The sequence below is a fragment of the Cronobacter muytjensii ATCC 51329 genome (genome assembly GCF_001277195.1).
In the GTDB taxonomy this organism is placed as follows: Bacteria; Pseudomonadota; Gammaproteobacteria; order Enterobacterales; family Enterobacteriaceae; genus Cronobacter; species Cronobacter muytjensii.
Genome location: NZ_CP012268.1, coordinates 2664773 through 2681135, shown reverse-complemented (window position 1 = coordinate 2681135; position 16363 = coordinate 2664773). Strand labels below are relative to the sequence as shown.

Sequence of the window (16363 nt, the reverse complement as noted above, 5' to 3'; positions counted from 1 at the left end):
GGGAATTACAGCGAAATGGCGAAAAAAAGCCCTCTTTGAAAAGAGGGCTGAACGATTACTGAGGAATAAAGTGATACTGCGTGACGCTCAGGTATTCCTGACCGGGGCGCAGAATGCAGTCCGGCTGCGGCCATTCCGGGTGGTTAGGGCTGTCAGGCAGGAATTCGCTTTCCAGCGCCAGTCCCTGCCAGGCGCTGTAGGTTCCCTGTTCGCGCGCGGGCGTCCCTTCCAGATAATTGCCGGAATAGAACTGCAGCGCGGGCGCGGTGGTATAAACCGTCATTTTCAGCTTGTCATCGCTCGACCAGACATGCGCCGCTGGCTTGGTCAGATCGCCTCTGGCGTCCAGCAGCCAGGCGTGATCGTAGCCTTTCACCCGCTGCTGATCGTCGTCTTTGAGGAAATCCTGCGCGATGGTTTTCGCTTCGCGGAAATCAAATCCCGTACCGGCTACGTCTGCCAGCCCTTCGCGCGGAATGCCCTGTTCATCGACTGGCAGATAGCGCTCTGCGAAAAGCTGCAGGCGATGCGCGCGCACGTCGTTCTGCTCGCCATCCAGGTTGAAATAGGCATGGTTAGTCAGGTTAACCGGGCAGGGCTTATCCACGCGGGCGCGATATTCAATGCTGATGCGGTTATCGTCCGTCAGGCGGAAATGCGCGGTGGCGCGCAGCTCACCGGGATAGCCCTGATCGCCGTCCTGGGAATCCACCGTATAAAGCACTTCCTGCTCGTTCTGACGCACGATGCGCCAGCGGCGTTTGTCGAACCCTTCCGGGCCGCCGTGCAGCTGGTTTTCGCCCTGGCTCGGCGTAAGGGACCAGGTTTCGCCGTCCAGCGTAAAGCGCGACTGCGCGATACGGTTAGCGTAACGGCCCACCGACGCGCCGAGGAACGCGGTTTGTTCAAGCCACACTTCCGGGCTCGGACAGCCCAGCAGCGTCTCACGCACGCTGGCGTCTTTCATCGGGACACGGGCCGACAGCAGCGTCGCGCCCCAGTCCATTACGGTCACCACCATCCCCGCGGCATTACGCAGGGTGGAGATGCGATACGGTAGCCCATCCGGGGCCAGTTGCGGCGTCTCTTTTAGCACAGACCTGCTCCTTCTGAAGGTTTGCACACGTAAAACGTTTCTTTAATACCGGTGCGCGCTTCGTACTGCGCTTCGACGGCGGCCTGCACTTCCGGCACGATAGCCTCCGGCACCAGCGCCACGACGCAGCCGCCGAAGCCGCCACCCGTCATGCGCACGCCGCCTTTATCACCGATAACCGATTTAACAATCTCCACCAGAGTATCGATCTGCGGAACGGTAATTTCAAAGTCGTCGCGCATTGAGGCGTGGGATTGCGCCATCAGTTCGCCCATGCGCGTCAGATCGCCTTTCGCCAGCGCGTCAGCCGCTTCCACGGTACGGGCGTTTTCGGTCAGTACATGACGCACGCGTTTAGCCACGGTCGGATCGAGCTCATGCGCGACGGTATTAAACTGATCGAGGCTCACATCGCGCAGCGCTTTTTGCGTGAAGAAACGCGCGCCGGTTTCGCACTGCTCGCGGCGTGTGTTGTACTCGCTGCCGACCAGCGTGCGTTTAAAGTTACTGTTGATAATCACCACCGCGACGCCCTGCGGCATCGGCACAGCTTTGGTGCCGAGGCTGCGGCAGTCGATCAGCAGCGCATGATCCTTCTTGCCAAGTGCGGAAATCAGCTGATCCATAATGCCGCAGTTGCAGCCGACAAACTGGTTTTCCGCCTCCTGGCCGTTCAGGGCTATCTGGGCGCCGTCGAGCGAGAGGTGATAAAGATGACGGAACACGGTGCCGACCGCGACTTCCAGCGACGCAGATGAGCTTAAACCCGCGCCCTGCGGCACGTTACCGCTGATAACCAGATCGGCACCGCCGAAGCTGGCATCGCGCTGCTGAAGGTGTTTTACCACGCCGCGCACATAGTTCGACCACTGCTGGCTGTCGTGCGCCAGGATAGGCTCATCCAGTGAAAACTCGTCGGTCTCGTTTTCGTAATCGGCAGCGATGACGCGTACGCGGCGGTCGTCACGTTTCGCGCAGCTGATAACCGTCTGATAATCAATCGCGCACGGCAGTACGAAACCGTCATTGTAATCGGTGTGCTCGCCGATAAGGTTAACGCGGCCCGGCGCCTGAATATGGGTGGTGGCAGGGTAGCCGAATTTTTCGGCAAACAGGGATTGTGTCTTCTCTTTCAGGCTCATTGTTATTCTCCGGATTCGCGAAAATGGACGTCGCTGACGGCGCGCAGGCGCTCTGCCGCCTGCTCGGCGGTTAAATCACGCTGAGTTTCCGCCAGCATTTCATATCCCACCATGAACTTGCGTACCGTGGCGCTGCGCAGCAGCGGCGGGTAGAAGTGGGCATGCAACTGCCAGTGTGTGTTCTCTTCGCCGTTAAAGGGCGCGCCATGCCAGCCCATTGAGTAGGGGAAGGAGGTCTGGAACAGATTGTCGTAGCGGCTGGTAAGCTTTTTCAGCGCCAGGGCCAGATCGCTACGCTGCGCGTCCGTCAGGTCGGTCATGCGCAGAATATGCGTCTTCGGCAGCAGCAGCGTTTCAAACGGCCAGGCCGCCCAGTACGGTACGACCGCCAGCCAGTGTTCGGTTTCCACCACCGTGCGGCTGCCGTCGGCCAGCTCGCGCTGCGCGTAATCCACAAGCATCGGCGAGCCCTGCTGTTCGAAATACGCACGCTGAAGGCTGTCTTCACGCGCGGCTTCATTCGGCAGGAAGCTGTTCGCCCAGATCTGGCCGTGCGGGTGCGGGTTGGAGCAGCCCATCGCCGCGCCTTTGTTCTCAAACACCTGCACCCACGGGTAGGTCTGCCCCAGCTCGGCGGTCTGCGTCTGCCAGGTTTTCACTACTTCTTCGAGCGCGGGCAGCGTCAGCTCCGGCAGCGTTTTGCTGTGATCCGGCGAGAAACAGATAACGCGGCTGGTGCCGCGCGCGCTTTCAACACGCATCAGCGGATCGGCGCTTTCCGGCGCATCCGGCGTGTCGGTCATTAGCGCGGCGAAATCGTTAGTAAAAACGTAAGTGCCGGTGTATTGCGGGTTTTTGTCCCCGGTGACGCGGGTGTTGCCGGGGCAGAGAAAACAATCGGGATCGTGCTGCGGCAGCGTCTGTTTCGCCGGCGTTTCCTGCGCCCCCTGCCAGGGGCGCTTGGCGCGATGCGGCGAGACCAGAATCCATTGGCCGGTCAGCGGGTTATAACGACGGTGCGGATGATCCACGGGGTTAAACTGTTCCATCTGACTTCCTTTAATCGGGATAACCTTGGGGATGACGGGACTGCCAGCGCCAGGTGTCGTCCGCCATCTCCTGTAATGAACGCGTCACGCGCCAGTTAAGCTCCTGGTCAGCTTTGGTGGCGTCTGCCCAGTACGCGGGCAGGTCGCCGTCTCGGCGCGGCGCAAAGTGATAGTTAATCGGTTTGCCACAGGCCTGGCTAAAGGCGTTAACCACATCCAGCACGCTGCTGCCAACGCCCGCGCCGAGGTTGTAAATATGCACGCCCGGTTTGCCGGCCAGCTGCTGCATGGCGGCCACGTGACCGTCGGCGAGATCCATCACGTGGATATAGTCGCGCACGCCGGTGCCGTCTTTCGTCGGGTAGTCATTGCCAAACACCGCCAGCGATTCGCGACGGCCTACCGCCACCTGGGCGATATACGGCATCAGGTTATTCGGGATGCCCTGCGGGTCTTCGCCCATATCGCCTGACGGATGTGCGCCGACCGGGTTGAAATAACGCAGCAGCGCGATGCTCCACTCCGGGCAGGCTTTTTGCAGGTCGGTCAGGATCTGCTCGACCATCAGCTTACTTTTGCCATACGGGCTTTGCGGGGTGCCGGTCGGAAAGCTTTCCACATAAGGGATTTTCGGCTGGTCGCCATAAACGGTGGCGGAAGAACTGAAGATAAAATTGGTGACGCCAGCGGCGCGCATAGCGGAGATAAGGCGCAGCGTACCGTTCACGTTGTTGTCGTAATACTCAAGCGGTTTGGCGACGGATTCACCGACCGCCTTCAGACCGGCGAAGTGGATAACCGTGTCTATCGCATAATCGTGGAAGATCTCGCGCAGCAGGGCTTCATCGCGAATATCGCCGTCGATAAACGTCGCGGCTTTGCCGCCCAGACGCTCAATCACCGGCAGCACGCTGCGCTTACTGTTGCAGAGGTTATCGAGAATGACCACATCATGATCGTTTTGCAGCAGTTGCACACAGGTATGACTTCCGATGTAACCGCTACCACCCGTTACCAGAACTCGCATATTTGGCTCCATTACGCTTATGGTATGTATTAACCATAGCATAACAGAGAGCCAAAAAGTGTGACATGGGATAAATTAGTGGAATCGTTTACACTGATTTTCACTCTACCGGCTGACATTGCTAAGCCATTGTAAAACAAAACGCGACGCGCGCATTTGCAGCTAATCTGAAAGTGAAAGCGGCGTGCCGGGCCGGGGAAGGCGCGGCACGCAGAAAAGCGTGTGGCGTGTTAACGCAACGTATCGAACTGGTAACGATAACTGTCGCCGTCCGGCACGAAGGTTAAGCGGTGGGTCATACACTGCGGAGCGTCTTCGGCATGATGGGAGACAAACAGCAGTTGCGTCTCGCCTTCGCTAATCAGCACATCGACAAAGCGGCGCACCAGCTGACGGTTCAGCGGGTCAAGCCCCTGCAACGGTTCGTCAAGGATAAGCAGCGTCGGATGTTTCACCAGCGCACGCACAATAAGCGCCAGCCGTTGCTGCCCCCAGGAGAGGCTGTGAAACGGGGCGTCGGCGGTGGCGTCGTCCATGCCGAGGATCGCGAGCCATTCGCGCGTCAGTTGCTGCTGACGGTCCGACACCGCCTGATAAATCCCGATAGAGTCGAAATAACCGGACAAAATCACGCTGCGCACCGAGGCGCTGACACGGTAATCGAGATGCAGACTGCTGCTGACGTAGCCGATATGCTTTTTGATATCCCAGATGGTTTCGCCGCTGCCGCGACGGCGGCCAAAGAGCGTGAGATCGTTGCTGTAACCTTGCGGATGATCGCCGGTCACGAGACTTAACAGCGTCGATTTCCCGGCGCCGTTGGGGCCGACTATCTGCCAGTGTTCGCCGGGTTTGACCGTCCAGCTCAGGTTGTTAAGAATAGGTCGGTCGTTATAGGAGACCACGCCGTTACGCAGCACGATACGCGGTTCGGCATCATTCAGCGCGTGGCGCGCCGCAGGCGCGTCCGCCTCCGGCAGCCGCACGCCCGCCAGTTTTTCGCTGTGCGCCAGCTGCGCCACCAGCGCCTGGTTCAGCAGCGTGGCCTTATCGCCGGTTTCCACCAGCGTGCAATCCGCGAGTACGCCCGCGCGCTGCACAAAATCAGGGATCTCATCAAAGCGATTGAGGATAAGCCCCAGCGTGTAGCCCTGCGCGCTCAGCTCACCGAGGAGCCGCGCCAGCTGTTCGCGCGAGGCGACGTCGAGACCGTCGAACGGTTCATCAAGAATGAGTAAATCCGGCTGCGACATGAGCGCCTGACAGAGCAGCGCTTTGCGGGTCTCGCCGGTAGAGAGGTATTTAAAACGCCGCTCAAGCAGCGGTTCAATGCCGAACAGCGCCGCAAGCGCCGTGCAACGGGCCGGATCGCGGACGTCTTCCTGAATGATCTGCGCCGTGGTGCGTCCGGTGTCGTCTTCATCCGGGCCAAGCATATCGGTGTTATTACGCTGCCACTCGTCGCTTACCAGCTGTTGCAGCTGTTCAAAAGAGAGCAGGGCGATGCGGGAGAACTGACTGACGCGCTCGCCTTGTAACAGCGGGAGTTCGCCTGCGAGCGCCCGGGCAAGGGAGGATTTCCCGCTGCCGTTAGCGCCGACAAACGCCCAGCTCTCGCCCGCCTGGAGGGTCAGGCTCTCAATATGAAGCGCGCGCGTATCGCTAATGCGAAACGTGCCTTGCATAATTTGCAACGTTGTCATCTCGTATCCCATTTTCTGCAGCACAAAACCACAGGGATACGTCTTTCATGCCACGATGTCAACGGCGGAGCGCGTTAGCAGAGCGTCGCGACAATCACGCTGTCAGCGCTAAACCCCGCGGTTACGGCCAGGCCTTCTTCCGGGTCTAATGCCTGCGCCGCCTCGGGCGAGAGCGTGGCGCACAGCGTCTGGCCATCCGGCAGCGTCAGGAGAATTTCGCAGTGCTGCGCGGTGCGGGAAATATGGCTAATAGTGCCGGCAAACTGATTATCGGCGCTGGCGGCCGCCTGCGGGTCACGGGCGAGCTGCACCCACGGCGCTTTAATCAGCGCCAGCACCTCTTTGCCTGGCGTAAGCGCCAGACGTTCGGCGCTCTGGCGCGTCACTGCCGCTCTGATGCGCGTGCCGCTGCCCGCCAGCGCTATTTCAATCATCTCCTGAACCGGGTCGGCGTCGCGTGTTACCACATGCCCGAACCACTGATTGCGGGCGCTGGTTTGCAGCGAAAAACGGGCGATAGCGGCAAGCAGGCTGTCGAGCGGCAGCGCGTCGTCGCTGAGCGCGTTAAACGCCTTCTGCTGGATCTGCCCGAGAAGATCGTAGAGCGCGATTAGCCGCGCGCCGTAAGGCGTCACCTGCGCGCCGCCGCCGCCTTTGCCGCCGGTGGCGCGCTCAACCAGCAGTTGATCGCCAAGCTGATTCATCTCATTGATGGCGTCCCACGCGCTTTTATAGCTGATACCGGCGAGCTTCGCGCCCTGGCTGATAGAGCCGGTCTGCGCCACCTGTTTTAGCAACGCGATGCGCCGCGGGTCGGCAAAAATTTTGTCGTGCAGTTTAAGCGTCAGAAGAATATCAGCCTGCATGGTGGCCTCCTGCGGGGCAAAAGGCTATTGTGAAGGAAAGCGGCGCGTCGGCGCAAATGGCACAAAAGGGCAGGATGTTTCGCACGGATGCCGCTAGAATGACGGTTTACTGATATTCAGGAGGCAACCATGTTGGAGTTGTTGAAAAGTCTGGCGTTTGCCGTGATTATGGTGCCGGTGGTGATGGCCGTGATCCTGGGTTTAATCTGGGGCCTGGGCGAGGTGTTTAACATCTTCTCCGGCATTGGTCATAAAGACCAGTCAAAACAGCACCGCTGATTTCCCTCGCGCCCGGCTTTGCCGGGCGTTTTCATTTCTGTTCCCTCTCTGCCCTCAAGCCGCCGCGCTCTTTGCCGATAATTGCTGGGAAAACCCTGCCCGCAGCGTTATATTATTCGTTATATAACGAAACGGTAAGGAGTGTGTCATGGCTAAATTATGGGTACGACTGGCGCTCGGCGTCACCTTAAGCGCGGGCGTTGTCGGCCAGTCGCTGGCGCAGGATAATACGGTAACGGTCTTCGCTGCCGCCTCGCTGACCAACGCAATGCAGGATATCGCCAAAGAGTATGCCAAAGCGCAGCCGGTGAAAGTGGTCTCGTCGTTCGCCTCCTCTTCGACGCTCGCGCGACAGATTGAAGCGGGTGCGCCGGCAGATATTTTTATCTCCGCCGACCAGAAGTGGATGGACTACGCCGCCGATAAAAAAGCCATTGACGCGGGCAGCCGCAAGACGCTGCTCGGCAACAGTCTGGTGGTGGTGGCGCCCGCCAAAAGCGCGCAGGGCGATATAGTCATTAACCGCAGCACCGACTGGAAAAGCCTGCTGAAAGGCGGCCGTCTGGCGGTGGGCGATCCGGCGCATGTGCCGGCCGGCATTTACGCCAAAGAGGCGTTGCAAAAGCTCGGCGCCTGGCAGACGCTCTCAGCACAGCTCGCGCCCGCAGAAGACGTTCGCGGCGCGCTGGCGCTGGTGGAGCGCGATGAAGCCCCGTTGGGCATCGTCTATGGTTCTGACGCCGTGGCAAGCCGCGGCGTGAAAGTGGTTGGCACCTTCCCGGAGGATTCCCATCAGAAAGTGGAATATCCGCTGGCGATTATCGACGGGCATAACAACCCGACGGTCAGCGCGTTTTACCGCTATCTGCAGGGCCCGGAGGCTGCCGCGGTGTTTAAACGATATGGATTTACGACCAGCCAATGATGTTGACAGAACCCGAATGGCAGGCGGTACTGCTTAGCCTGAAAGTCTCTACACTTGCGGTACTTATCAGTTTGCCCTTCGGGGTTCTTCTCGCCTGGGTGCTGGTGCGCTGCACCTTCCCGGGCAAAACCCTGCTGGATGGCGTTATCCATCTGCCGCTGGTGCTGCCGCCCGTAGTAGTGGGCTATCTGCTGCTGGTGGTGTTTGGTCGCCGCGGGCTGATAGGGGAGTGGCTTTACGATCTCTTCGGCGTCACGTTCGCTTTTAGCTGGCGCGGGGCGGTGCTCGCCTCGGCGGTGATGGCGTTTCCGCTGATGGTGCGCGCCATTCGTCTGGCGCTGGAGGCGGTCGATATCCGTCTGGAAGCGGCGGCGCGCACGCTGGGCGCCGGGCGCTGGCGCGTCTTCTTCACCATTACGCTGCCGCTGATGCTGCCGGGCATTATCGTCGGCACGGTACTGGCCTTCGCCCGCTCGCTCGGCGAATTCGGCGCCACTATTACTTTTGTCTCCAATATTCCGGGCGAAACCCGCACGCTGCCGTCGGCGATGTATACGCTAATCCAGACGCCGGGGGGGGAAAGCGCCGCCGCGCGCCTGTGCATTATCGCCATCGTGCTGGCGCTCTGTTCGCTGATGCTTTCTGAATGGCTGGCGCGCCAGAGCCGCCGCCGTCTGGGGGCGTCATAATGCTGGAGCTTAATTTCACCCAAATGCTCGGCAACCATCGCCTGACGGTCAATGAAACCCTGCCGGGCAGCGGCATTACCGCCGTTTTTGGCGTCTCGGGCGCCGGGAAAACGTCGCTGATTAACGCCATCAGCGGGCTGACGCGTCCGCAGCACGGGCGCATCGCGTTAAACGATCGTGTGCTGAGCGATACGGAAACCGAAACCTTCCTGCCGCCGGAAAAACGCCGCATCGGCTATGTCTTTCAGGATGCGCGCCTGTTCCCGCACTATAAAGTGCGCGGCAACCTGAAATATGGCATGGCGAAAGAGATGGCGGGGCAGTTTGACAAGCTGGTGACGCTGCTCGGCATTGAGCCGCTGCTGGACCGCTTTCCGGGCACGCTCTCGGGCGGCGAAAAACAGCGCGTGGCGATAGGCCGCGCGTTGCTGACCGCGCCGGAACTCTTGCTGCTCGACGAACCGCTTGCCTCGCTCGATGTGCCTCGTAAGCGTGAACTGCTGCCGTATCTGCAACGGCTGGCGCGCGAGATTAACATTCCGATGCTCTATGTCAGCCATTCGCTGGAAGAGATTTTGCATCTGGCGGATAAAGTGCTGGTGCTGGAGCAGGGCGAGGTGAAAGCGTTCGGCAGCCTGGAGGAGATCTGGGGCAGCAGCGTGATGCATCCGTGGCTGCCGCCGGAGCAGCAGAGCAGCGTGCTGAAAGTCACAGTGCTTGAACATCATCCCCATTACGCCATGACGGCGCTGGCGCTGGGCGACCAGCATCTGTGGGTCAACCGTGTCGAAAAGCCGTTACAGACGCCGTTGCGCATTCGCATTCAGGCGTCCGATGTCTCGCTGGTGCTGCAACCGCCGCTGCAAAGCAGTATTCGCAACATCCTGCGCGCCCGCGTGGCGCAATGTTATGACGATAACGGGCAGGTGGAAGTCCAGCTTGAGGTAGGCTCGCGCACCCTCTGGGCGCGCATCAGCCCCTGGGCGCGCGACGAGCTGGCCATTAAGCCCGGCCTGTGGCTCTACGCCCAGATCAAAAGCGTGTCGATCACCACTTAAAGCACCCACTGACGCAGCGCGTCGGCAATACTGGCCTCGCTATTGGGGCCAATCACTTTGTCGGCGTGCGATTTCACGATGTCATCGGCGTTGCCCATAGCGATGCCGAGCCCGGCGCGCTCCAGCATGGAGATGTCATTGTGGTTATCCCCGAACGCGACCACTTGCTCCATCGACAGCCCCTGAGATTCCACCCACTGCGCCAGCCGTTTGCCTTTGCTGTTGCCTGGCGCGGCTACGTCCACCTGATCGTGCCATGACCACTCGCAGGCGAGCCCCAGCTCGCGCTCAATGGTCAGCGCGACGCTTTGCAGGCGCGGAATGTCCTCGCCCGTCAGCGCGAATTTCCAGATATTCTCCACCGAGCGCGCCGCATCACGCAGCGAGGCGACCTGACGGAAGATCGGACGCTGGGCTTCGGGCAGGCGCAACGCCCAGTTTTCGGTGCGCTGGATATGGCCGGAAGCGTGCTCATACAGCATCGCGTCATCCACATACATTAAGGAATGTATGCCGTATTCGGTGAGCAGTTCGAGCAGGGCGCTGGCCTGCTGCGGCGTCATCGGGTCGGCGGTCAGTACCTTTTTCGCTTGATAATCATACAAATAAGTGCCATTACAACAAATTGCAGGTGTATCAAGCGCCAGTGCCTGATAAAAAGGATGGATGGCATTGTGATGGCGTCCGGTCACGATAACCGGTTTCAGCCCGGCGTCTTTCGCCAGCGCGAGCGCGTCGAGGGATTCCTGGAGAATGGTTTTTTGTGCGGTGAGCAGGGTGCCGTCTAAGTCGAGTGCGATTACGCGAAAGGTCATGCGGGTTTCCAGAGTCGTCAGTCAGAATATCCGGTTGATGGTACACCGCCAGAGGCGAGGGGTGAAACCCGCAACGCCCGCGTCGGCACAGGAAGATAAAACACGCTACCCTTGAGACAGTCTTTCAAGCTGCAGTGAGGAAAGGAGTATTCATGAAACAAACCGTTTATACCGCAAGCCCCGAGAGCCAGCAGATCCACGTCTGGCGTCTGGAGCCGCAGGGCTCGCTGACGCTGTTGCAGGTGGTGGACGCGCCGGGGCAGGTTCAGCCGATGGTCGTCAGCCCCGACAAGCGTTTTCTGTATGTTGGCGTGCGTCCGGAATTTCGCGTTATCGCTTATCGCATTGCCTCCCATGACGGCACGCTCAGCGAGGCGGGCGAAGCGCCGCTGCCGGGCAGCCCGACCCATATCTCTACCGATCACACCGGTCGCTTCCTGTTTAGCGGCTCGTATAACGCGGGCAGCGTGAGCGTCGTGCGCCTGAACGACGGGCTGCCGGGCGAGACCGTCACCGTGGTGGAAGGGCTGGAAGGCTGCCACTCCGCGAATATCGCTCCTGATAACCGCACCCTGTGGGTGCCGGCGCTGAAACAGGACCGCATCTGTCTGTTCACGTTAACCGACGATGGCCGCCTTGAGCCGCAAACCCCGGCGGAAGTGACTACCGTCGCGGGCGCCGGGCCGCGCCATATGGTTTTTCATCCGAGCAAGCCGTTTGCCTACTGCGTGAATGAGCTCAACAGCTCGGTCGACGTCTGGGCGCTCAACGATCCGCACGGCAAAAAAGAGTGCGTGCAGACGCTGGATATGATGCCTGCCGGTTTCGCCGACACCCGCTGGGCGGCGGATATTCACATTACGCCGGATGGCCGCCATCTCTACGCCTGCGACCGCACCGCAAGCGTCATCACGATGTTTACCGTCTCTGAAGATGGCAGCGTGCTGGAAGTGCAGGGACATCAGCCGACGGAAACCCAGCCGCGCGGCTTTAACATCGACAACAGTGGTCACTATCTGATTGCCGCTGGCCAGAAGTCGCATCATATCGCGCTCTACAACATTGAGGGCGCGCAGGGGCTGCTGACGGAAAAGGCGCGTTACGCGGTGGGCCAGGGCCCGATGTGGGTGGTTATCAACGCCTTCGAGGCGTAAGACGCATAAAAGAAAAAACCTCGCCGTGGCGAGGTTTTTTTTCGGCGGGGGTGAGCCGCCTGCACGTCTGTTGTTCTCAACGCTTTTATCCTAAATATTCCCAACTTTCCTGTAAACGTTTAGTGTGTACAAAAATCTCGTCTTATTTTTATACGCAATAAAATGTTTTTTAAACAGGAAGTTATAAGATCTGAATATTATCCTAATCATTTGTGATGCTGTGTTTATATACAGTTTCTGGCGATAAAATTTGTGCGTTGAGTTGATGCTGCTTCGGGGCTGTATGGGTAACGAATTAAAGTCCTGGCTGGCGGGTGGTGCCGTCAGTGCCTTAGCCCCCGGAGCACGTCTGCTGTTCTCAACATTACCGGTGGCGACAGGCAAAGTAAGGGTAAGTCATCGGGAGTGCTCCTTTTCAGGAGTCGCGTATGAGCGGTGTGGAATGGACTATTCTGTTCCTGCAACTCATTGTTGCAGTACTGCAACTGCTTGATGCTTATCTGAAGTGCTTTGGATAACGCAACAGGTCGCAGCAAAAAGGGGGATTGCTCCCCCTTTTTGCTAAAGCCCGGTGACCGGCGCGATTACTTTTTCGGCTCAGCGACGACTTTGCTGCCGAGCCCGCGGTTGTTGTATTCCCACAAGCGGTTGGCGTTGGCGTCGTTCAGGTCACGCTGGATATTGCCTTTATCGTCCTGCGCGCCGGTGTTGCCGGTAAACGGACGCTGTGAACCCAGCGCCGGGCCCCACGGCTGCGCGGTGTTGAAACCGGCGTCAATCACGCTGTCGCGAATGACAACCTGGCCGTTCGGCGTCTGGCCTGGCGTATAGCCGTTAGCGCTCGCGTCCATATCCCACGCGCGGCCCAGTTGCGCCACACCTTCACCGGCCGCCACAAAACGGCTGTTCACCGCGAGGAAGCCGTAATAGAAGTTTGGCGCGGTCGCCGGCGCGAAGACATAGCCTTCTTTCTGGGTACGGGTGTTTACCACGCGGAATTCGGTGTTATCAAACACCACCGCGCCGCGACCGGCCACCAGATCGACATCGCCTTCCACATAGCTGTTCGTCACCTGCGTGCGGGTCAGACGATCCGGCGTGAAGCGGTTGCGGATATCGCTGTTGGTCACCAGGAACGGGTTCTGGCGGCCCAGGATATTAACCTTGTTGATCTGCACCCGATCGCCGTCGGTACGCAGCGCGACGGCCTGATGCTGGCCTTCGCCCGCCGCGTCGCCGAGGCTGTTTTCAATGGTCAGGTTTTGCAGTTGCAGGCCGTTATTCTGCGACCAGAACACGGCGGAACACATCAGGCCAACGCTGCCGTTACGGTGATTCTGGCAGTTGTCGAACATGTACCAGGCCGGTTTGCCGGGCATATATTTGCCGGATGGGTTCACGGTACGACGCCAGGTGTTGGCATCCATTTCGCTGTCCAGCGCGGCGCTGATCTTCACGTCAATCGGTTTTTCGCCAGTGCCGTAAAGGGTCACGCTGCCCGGCGCGGCGGGCACATATACGGTGCCTTCATAGGTGCCCGGCAGAATCGCGATGTACTGACGATTGCTGGCGTGACGGGCGATCGCCGCGTCCACCGCCGCCTGAATGCTGGTATGGGTCACGCCCTGTTCGCCCGACTGGCCGACCACGAAGTCCGGTTTTTCAGGCAGTCGAATCGACGACGGTGCCCACGGCGCGGCATTCGGGTCGATATTAGAGAAGTAGCGGGCCGGGACGAAATTCTTCGCTTCATCCGCAGACAGCACCGGGCGAGCCGACGTACCCGGCGCGCGTTGTTCAGAAGGACGTTGATCCGGTGGCGTTGAGCTGCATGCAGTCAGTGTCACGCCAAAAGCGAACGCCAGCGCCAGACGGGATACCGAAAATTTGTTCAAGGGTTGCTCCTTGCTAAGCCTGTTAAAATGAGGGAACGCACAAGAGCCTGCTTTTTTATACTAAGTTGAGCGAAACGGGAAGCCGATTGTGACAACCGGCTTCAAAATGCGTCAGAGATAATGCGCGGTCAGCGAGGCGCTGGCGAGGCGGTGAAAGTGCACGTTAAACCCGACCAGCGCGCCGCTGGCGTTCTCATCCACCTCGATACGCTCTGTGTCCAGCGCGTGCACCGTGAAGATATAGCGGTGTGTTTCGCCCTTCGGCGGCGCCGCGCCGCCATATCCCGCGGAGCCGAAATCGGTGCGCGTCTGGATGGCGCCGTCCGGCAGCTCGGCCTGGCCGGAGCCCGCGCCCTGCGGCAACACACGCGTGTCGGCAGGCAGATTCGCCACGACCCAGTGCCACCAGCCAGAGCCGGTCGGCGCGTCCGGATCGTAGCAGGTCACCACAAAGCTTTTGGTGCCGGGCGGCACGTCATCCCAGGTAAGATGGGGCGAAATATTATCGCCCTCGTAACCCATGCCGTTAAAGACGTGGCGCATGGGGAGTTTGTCGCCGTCGTTAAAATTGACGCTGATGAGCTTCATGCCGTCTCTCCGTTTACAGATGCAGCAGTTTTAACAGCGCTTCGGCGGTGGCGGCGGAAGAGGCCGGGTTCTGGCCGGTCACCAGATGCCCGTCGACCACAACATGCACGCCCCAGTCGTCGGTGCGCTCAAAGTGGCCCCCCGCCTGTTTCAGCGCGTCTTCCACCAGGAACGGCACGACGTTGGTCAGCCCGACCGCCTCTTCTTCGCTATTGGTAAAGCCGGTCACGCGTTTACCTTCCACCAGCGGAGTACCGTCCGGCTTTTTCACATGGCGCAGCACGCCGGGCGCGTGGCAGACGGTCGCCACCGGCTTGCCGCCGCCCCAGTAGTGCTCAATCAGCGCGATGGAGATAGGATCTTCGGCGAGATCCCACAGCGGGCCATGACCGCCGGGGTAAAACAGCGCGTCATATTCGTCGGCGTTGATCTCGTCAAGGCGCACAGTACTGGCGAGCGCCTCCTGAGCCTGCGGATCTTCGCGAAAGCGACGGGTGTCGGAGGTCTGCGCGTCCGGCGCGTCGCTTTTCGGATCGAGCGGCGGCTGGCCGCCCTGCGGCGTGGCGAGCGTTACGTCGATGCCCGCATCGTGAAAGACATAGTAAGGCGCGGCGAACTCCTCCAGCCAGAAGCCGGTTTTTTTCCCGGTATCGCCCAGTGTGTCGTGGGATGTCAGTACCATCAGAATCTTCATCGCGTCCTCCTGGTTTTATCGCAAATCCTGAAAGTGTAGTGCATCCCCGTCGTTTGCCTGGCGCTCAGTGTCTGAAAAAGCGCGGGTTTCTCACCGCCTCACATACCGCGCGGGTCAGGCGCGAAAGCTGTTCCGGCGTGATGATATAGGGCGGCATCAGGTAGATCAGGCGGCCAAACGGACGCACCCAGACCCCTTGTTCAACGAAAAAGCGCTGCAGCAGCGCCATATCGACCGGATGATGGGTTTCGACCACGCCGATAGCGCCGAGTACACGCACATCGGCGACCAGCGGCAACGCGCGGCACGCAGCGAGTTCGTCGCGTAGCTGCTGTTCTATGGTCGCCACCTGCGCGCGCCAGTCGCCGGTTTCCAGCAGCGCCAGGCTCTCTGCGGCGACTGCACAGGCGAGCGGATTGCCCATAAACGTCGGGCCGTGCATAAAGCAGCCCGCTTCGCCGTTGCTGATGGTCTCGGCCACGAGTCGGGTGGTGAGCGTCGCCGAAAGCGTCATGGTGCCGCCGGTCAGCGCTTTGCCCAGGCAGAGAATATCCGGCGCGATCCCGGCGTGCTCGCAGGCGAACAGCTTGCCGGTGCGGCCAAAACCGGTCGCTATCTCATCGGCGATAAGCAAAATCCCTTCGCGATCGCACATGCGGCGGATGCGCTTTAGCCACTCCGGGTGATACATGCGCATGCCCCCCGCGCCCTGGACAATCGGCTCCAGAATAACAGCGGCGATGTCATGACGGTGCGCAGCCAGCAGCCTTGCGAACGGCGCGATATCGCGCTCATCCCACTCGCCGTCAAAGCGGCTCTGCGGCGCGGGCGCGAACAGGTTCTCCGGCAGGTAGCCTTTCCACAGGCTGTGCATGGAGTTGTCCGGATCGCACACCGACATCGCCCCAAACGTGTCACCGTGGTAGCCGTGGCGGAAGGTGAGAAAGCGCTGGCGCGGCTCGCCGCGGGCGTGCCAGTACTGCAACGCCATTTTCATCGCCACTTCCACCGCCACCGAACCGGAATCGGCGAGAAACACACATTCCAGCGTCTCCGGCGTCATCGCCACCAGCCTGCGGCACAGGGCTATCGCGGCAGGGTGGGTGATGCCGCCGAACATCACATGCGACATCGCCTCAATCTGGTTTTTCATGGCCGCGTTAAGGCGCGGATGGTTATAGCCGTGAATGGCGGCCCACCACGACGACATGCCGTCCACCAGCCGCTCGCCGGTCGCCAGTTGCAGTTCACAGCCTGCCGCACCCGCCACCGGGTAAACCGGCAACGGCGCGCTCATGGAGGTATAGGGGTGCCAGATGTGGTCACGATCGAAGGCGAGATCGTCGGGTGTTATCATGACTTGTAAACCAAATTAAAAAGATT

The 16363-nt window shown here is 60.0% G+C and carries 17 protein-coding genes; 6 read left to right on the top strand and 11 right to left on the bottom strand.

Features of this window, described 5'->3' with window-relative positions; all coding sequences use genetic code 11:
* Positions 1-55: 55 nt before the first annotated feature.
* The 6 genes from galM to modE all read right to left on the bottom strand — a co-directional run bounded on the left by galM (position 56) and on the right by modE (position 6883).
* Positions 56-1096, bottom strand: coding sequence for a galactose-1-epimerase (gene galM / locus AFK63_RS12390; RefSeq protein WP_038864056.1), 1041 nt, complete (start codon positions 1094-1096; stop codon positions 56-58).
* Positions 1090-2238: a galactokinase gene (gene galK, locus AFK63_RS12385; protein ID WP_038864055.1), complete on the bottom strand. Its 1149-nt coding sequence runs from the start codon at positions 2236-2238 to the stop codon at positions 1090-1092. Before galK ends, galM begins: the two co-directional genes overlap by 7 nt.
* A 2-nt stretch (positions 2239-2240) precedes the next feature.
* A complete protein-coding gene (galT, locus tag AFK63_RS12380; RefSeq protein ID WP_038864054.1) occupies positions 2241-3287 on the bottom strand; it encodes a galactose-1-phosphate uridylyltransferase in 1047 nt (348 codons plus the stop codon).
* A 10-nt stretch (positions 3288-3297) separates the two neighbouring features.
* A complete protein-coding gene (galE, locus tag AFK63_RS12375; protein ID WP_038864053.1) occupies positions 3298-4314 on the bottom strand; it encodes a UDP-glucose 4-epimerase GalE in 1017 nt (338 codons plus the stop codon).
* Positions 4315-4544: 230 nt separating this feature from the next.
* Positions 4545-6017: a molybdate ABC transporter ATP-binding protein ModF gene (gene modF, locus AFK63_RS12370; RefSeq protein ID WP_038864051.1), complete on the bottom strand. Its 1473-nt coding sequence runs from the start codon at positions 6015-6017 to the stop codon at positions 4545-4547.
* A gap of 74 nt (positions 6018-6091) precedes the next feature.
* Positions 6092-6883, bottom strand: a complete 792-nt coding sequence (modE, locus tag AFK63_RS12365) for a molybdenum-dependent transcriptional regulator (protein ID WP_038864050.1) — start codon at positions 6881-6883, stop codon at positions 6092-6094.
* A gap of 129 nt (positions 6884-7012) precedes the next feature.
* On the opposite strand from modE, the gene AFK63_RS20590 reads away from it, so the two are divergent.
* From AFK63_RS20590 to modC, 4 genes are all read left to right on the top strand, one after another.
* The gene (locus AFK63_RS20590) at positions 7013-7162 is read left to right on the top strand and encodes an AcrZ family multidrug efflux pump-associated protein (protein WP_038864049.1); all 150 of its coding nucleotides are present in this window, start codon (positions 7013-7015) and stop codon (positions 7160-7162) included.
* Between the two features lie 148 nt (positions 7163-7310).
* A complete protein-coding gene (gene modA, locus AFK63_RS12360) occupies positions 7311-8087 on the top strand; it encodes a molybdate ABC transporter substrate-binding protein (RefSeq protein WP_038864048.1) in 777 nt (258 codons plus the stop codon).
* Positions 8084-8776, top strand: a complete 693-nt coding sequence (modB, locus tag AFK63_RS12355; protein ID WP_038864046.1) for a molybdate ABC transporter permease subunit — start codon at positions 8084-8086, stop codon at positions 8774-8776. Before modA ends, modB begins: the two co-directional genes overlap by 4 nt.
* Positions 8776-9834, top strand: coding sequence for a molybdenum ABC transporter ATP-binding protein ModC (gene modC, locus AFK63_RS12350; RefSeq protein ID WP_038864045.1), 1059 nt, complete (start codon positions 8776-8778; stop codon positions 9832-9834). The genes modB and modC overlap by 1 nt, the downstream gene beginning before the upstream one ends.
* Here the strand turns inward: modC and AFK63_RS12345 are convergent.
* Positions 9831-10649: a pyridoxal phosphatase gene (locus AFK63_RS12345; protein ID WP_038864043.1), complete on the bottom strand. Its 819-nt coding sequence runs from the start codon at positions 10647-10649 to the stop codon at positions 9831-9833. The two genes, modC and AFK63_RS12345, sit on opposite strands and share 4 nt — an antisense overlap.
* A gap of 152 nt (positions 10650-10801) precedes the next feature.
* Here AFK63_RS12345 and pgl point away from each other — a divergent pair, with 152 nt between their 5' ends.
* Together pgl and tisB are read left to right on the top strand one after the other, a co-directional pair.
* Positions 10802-11803, top strand: coding sequence for a 6-phosphogluconolactonase (pgl, locus tag AFK63_RS12340; RefSeq protein WP_038864042.1), 1002 nt, complete (start codon positions 10802-10804; stop codon positions 11801-11803).
* A 428-nt stretch (positions 11804-12231) separates the two neighbouring features.
* The gene (gene tisB, locus AFK63_RS20585; RefSeq protein ID WP_071603714.1) at positions 12232-12321 is read left to right on the top strand and encodes a type I toxin-antitoxin system toxin TisB; all 90 of its coding nucleotides are present in this window, start codon (positions 12232-12234) and stop codon (positions 12319-12321) included.
* Between the two features lie 66 nt (positions 12322-12387).
* Here tisB and AFK63_RS12335 read toward each other — a convergent pair whose 3' ends face one another.
* The 4 genes from AFK63_RS12335 to bioA all read right to left on the bottom strand — a co-directional run bounded on the left by AFK63_RS12335 (position 12388) and on the right by bioA (position 16334).
* Entirely contained in the window at positions 12388-13698 is a 1311-nt protein-coding gene (locus AFK63_RS12335; protein WP_038864040.1) for a putative acyl-CoA thioester hydrolase, read from the bottom strand.
* Positions 13699-13809: 111 nt separating this feature from the next.
* Positions 13810-14286 (bottom strand): kinase inhibitor, encoded by a 477-nt coding sequence (locus AFK63_RS12330; protein WP_038864037.1) that lies wholly within the window; start codon positions 14284-14286, stop codon positions 13810-13812.
* 13 nt (positions 14287-14299) lie between these two features.
* The gene (locus tag AFK63_RS12325; RefSeq protein WP_038864036.1) at positions 14300-14980 is read right to left on the bottom strand and encodes a type 1 glutamine amidotransferase domain-containing protein; all 681 of its coding nucleotides are present in this window, start codon (positions 14978-14980) and stop codon (positions 14300-14302) included.
* 64 nt (positions 14981-15044) lie between these two features.
* Positions 15045-16334 carry an adenosylmethionine--8-amino-7-oxononanoate transaminase gene (bioA, locus tag AFK63_RS12320; RefSeq protein WP_071603715.1) on the bottom strand — a complete coding sequence of 430 codons (1290 nt, stop codon included), beginning with the start codon at positions 16332-16334 and terminating at the stop codon, positions 15045-15047.
* Positions 16335-16363: the final 29 nt, after the last annotated feature.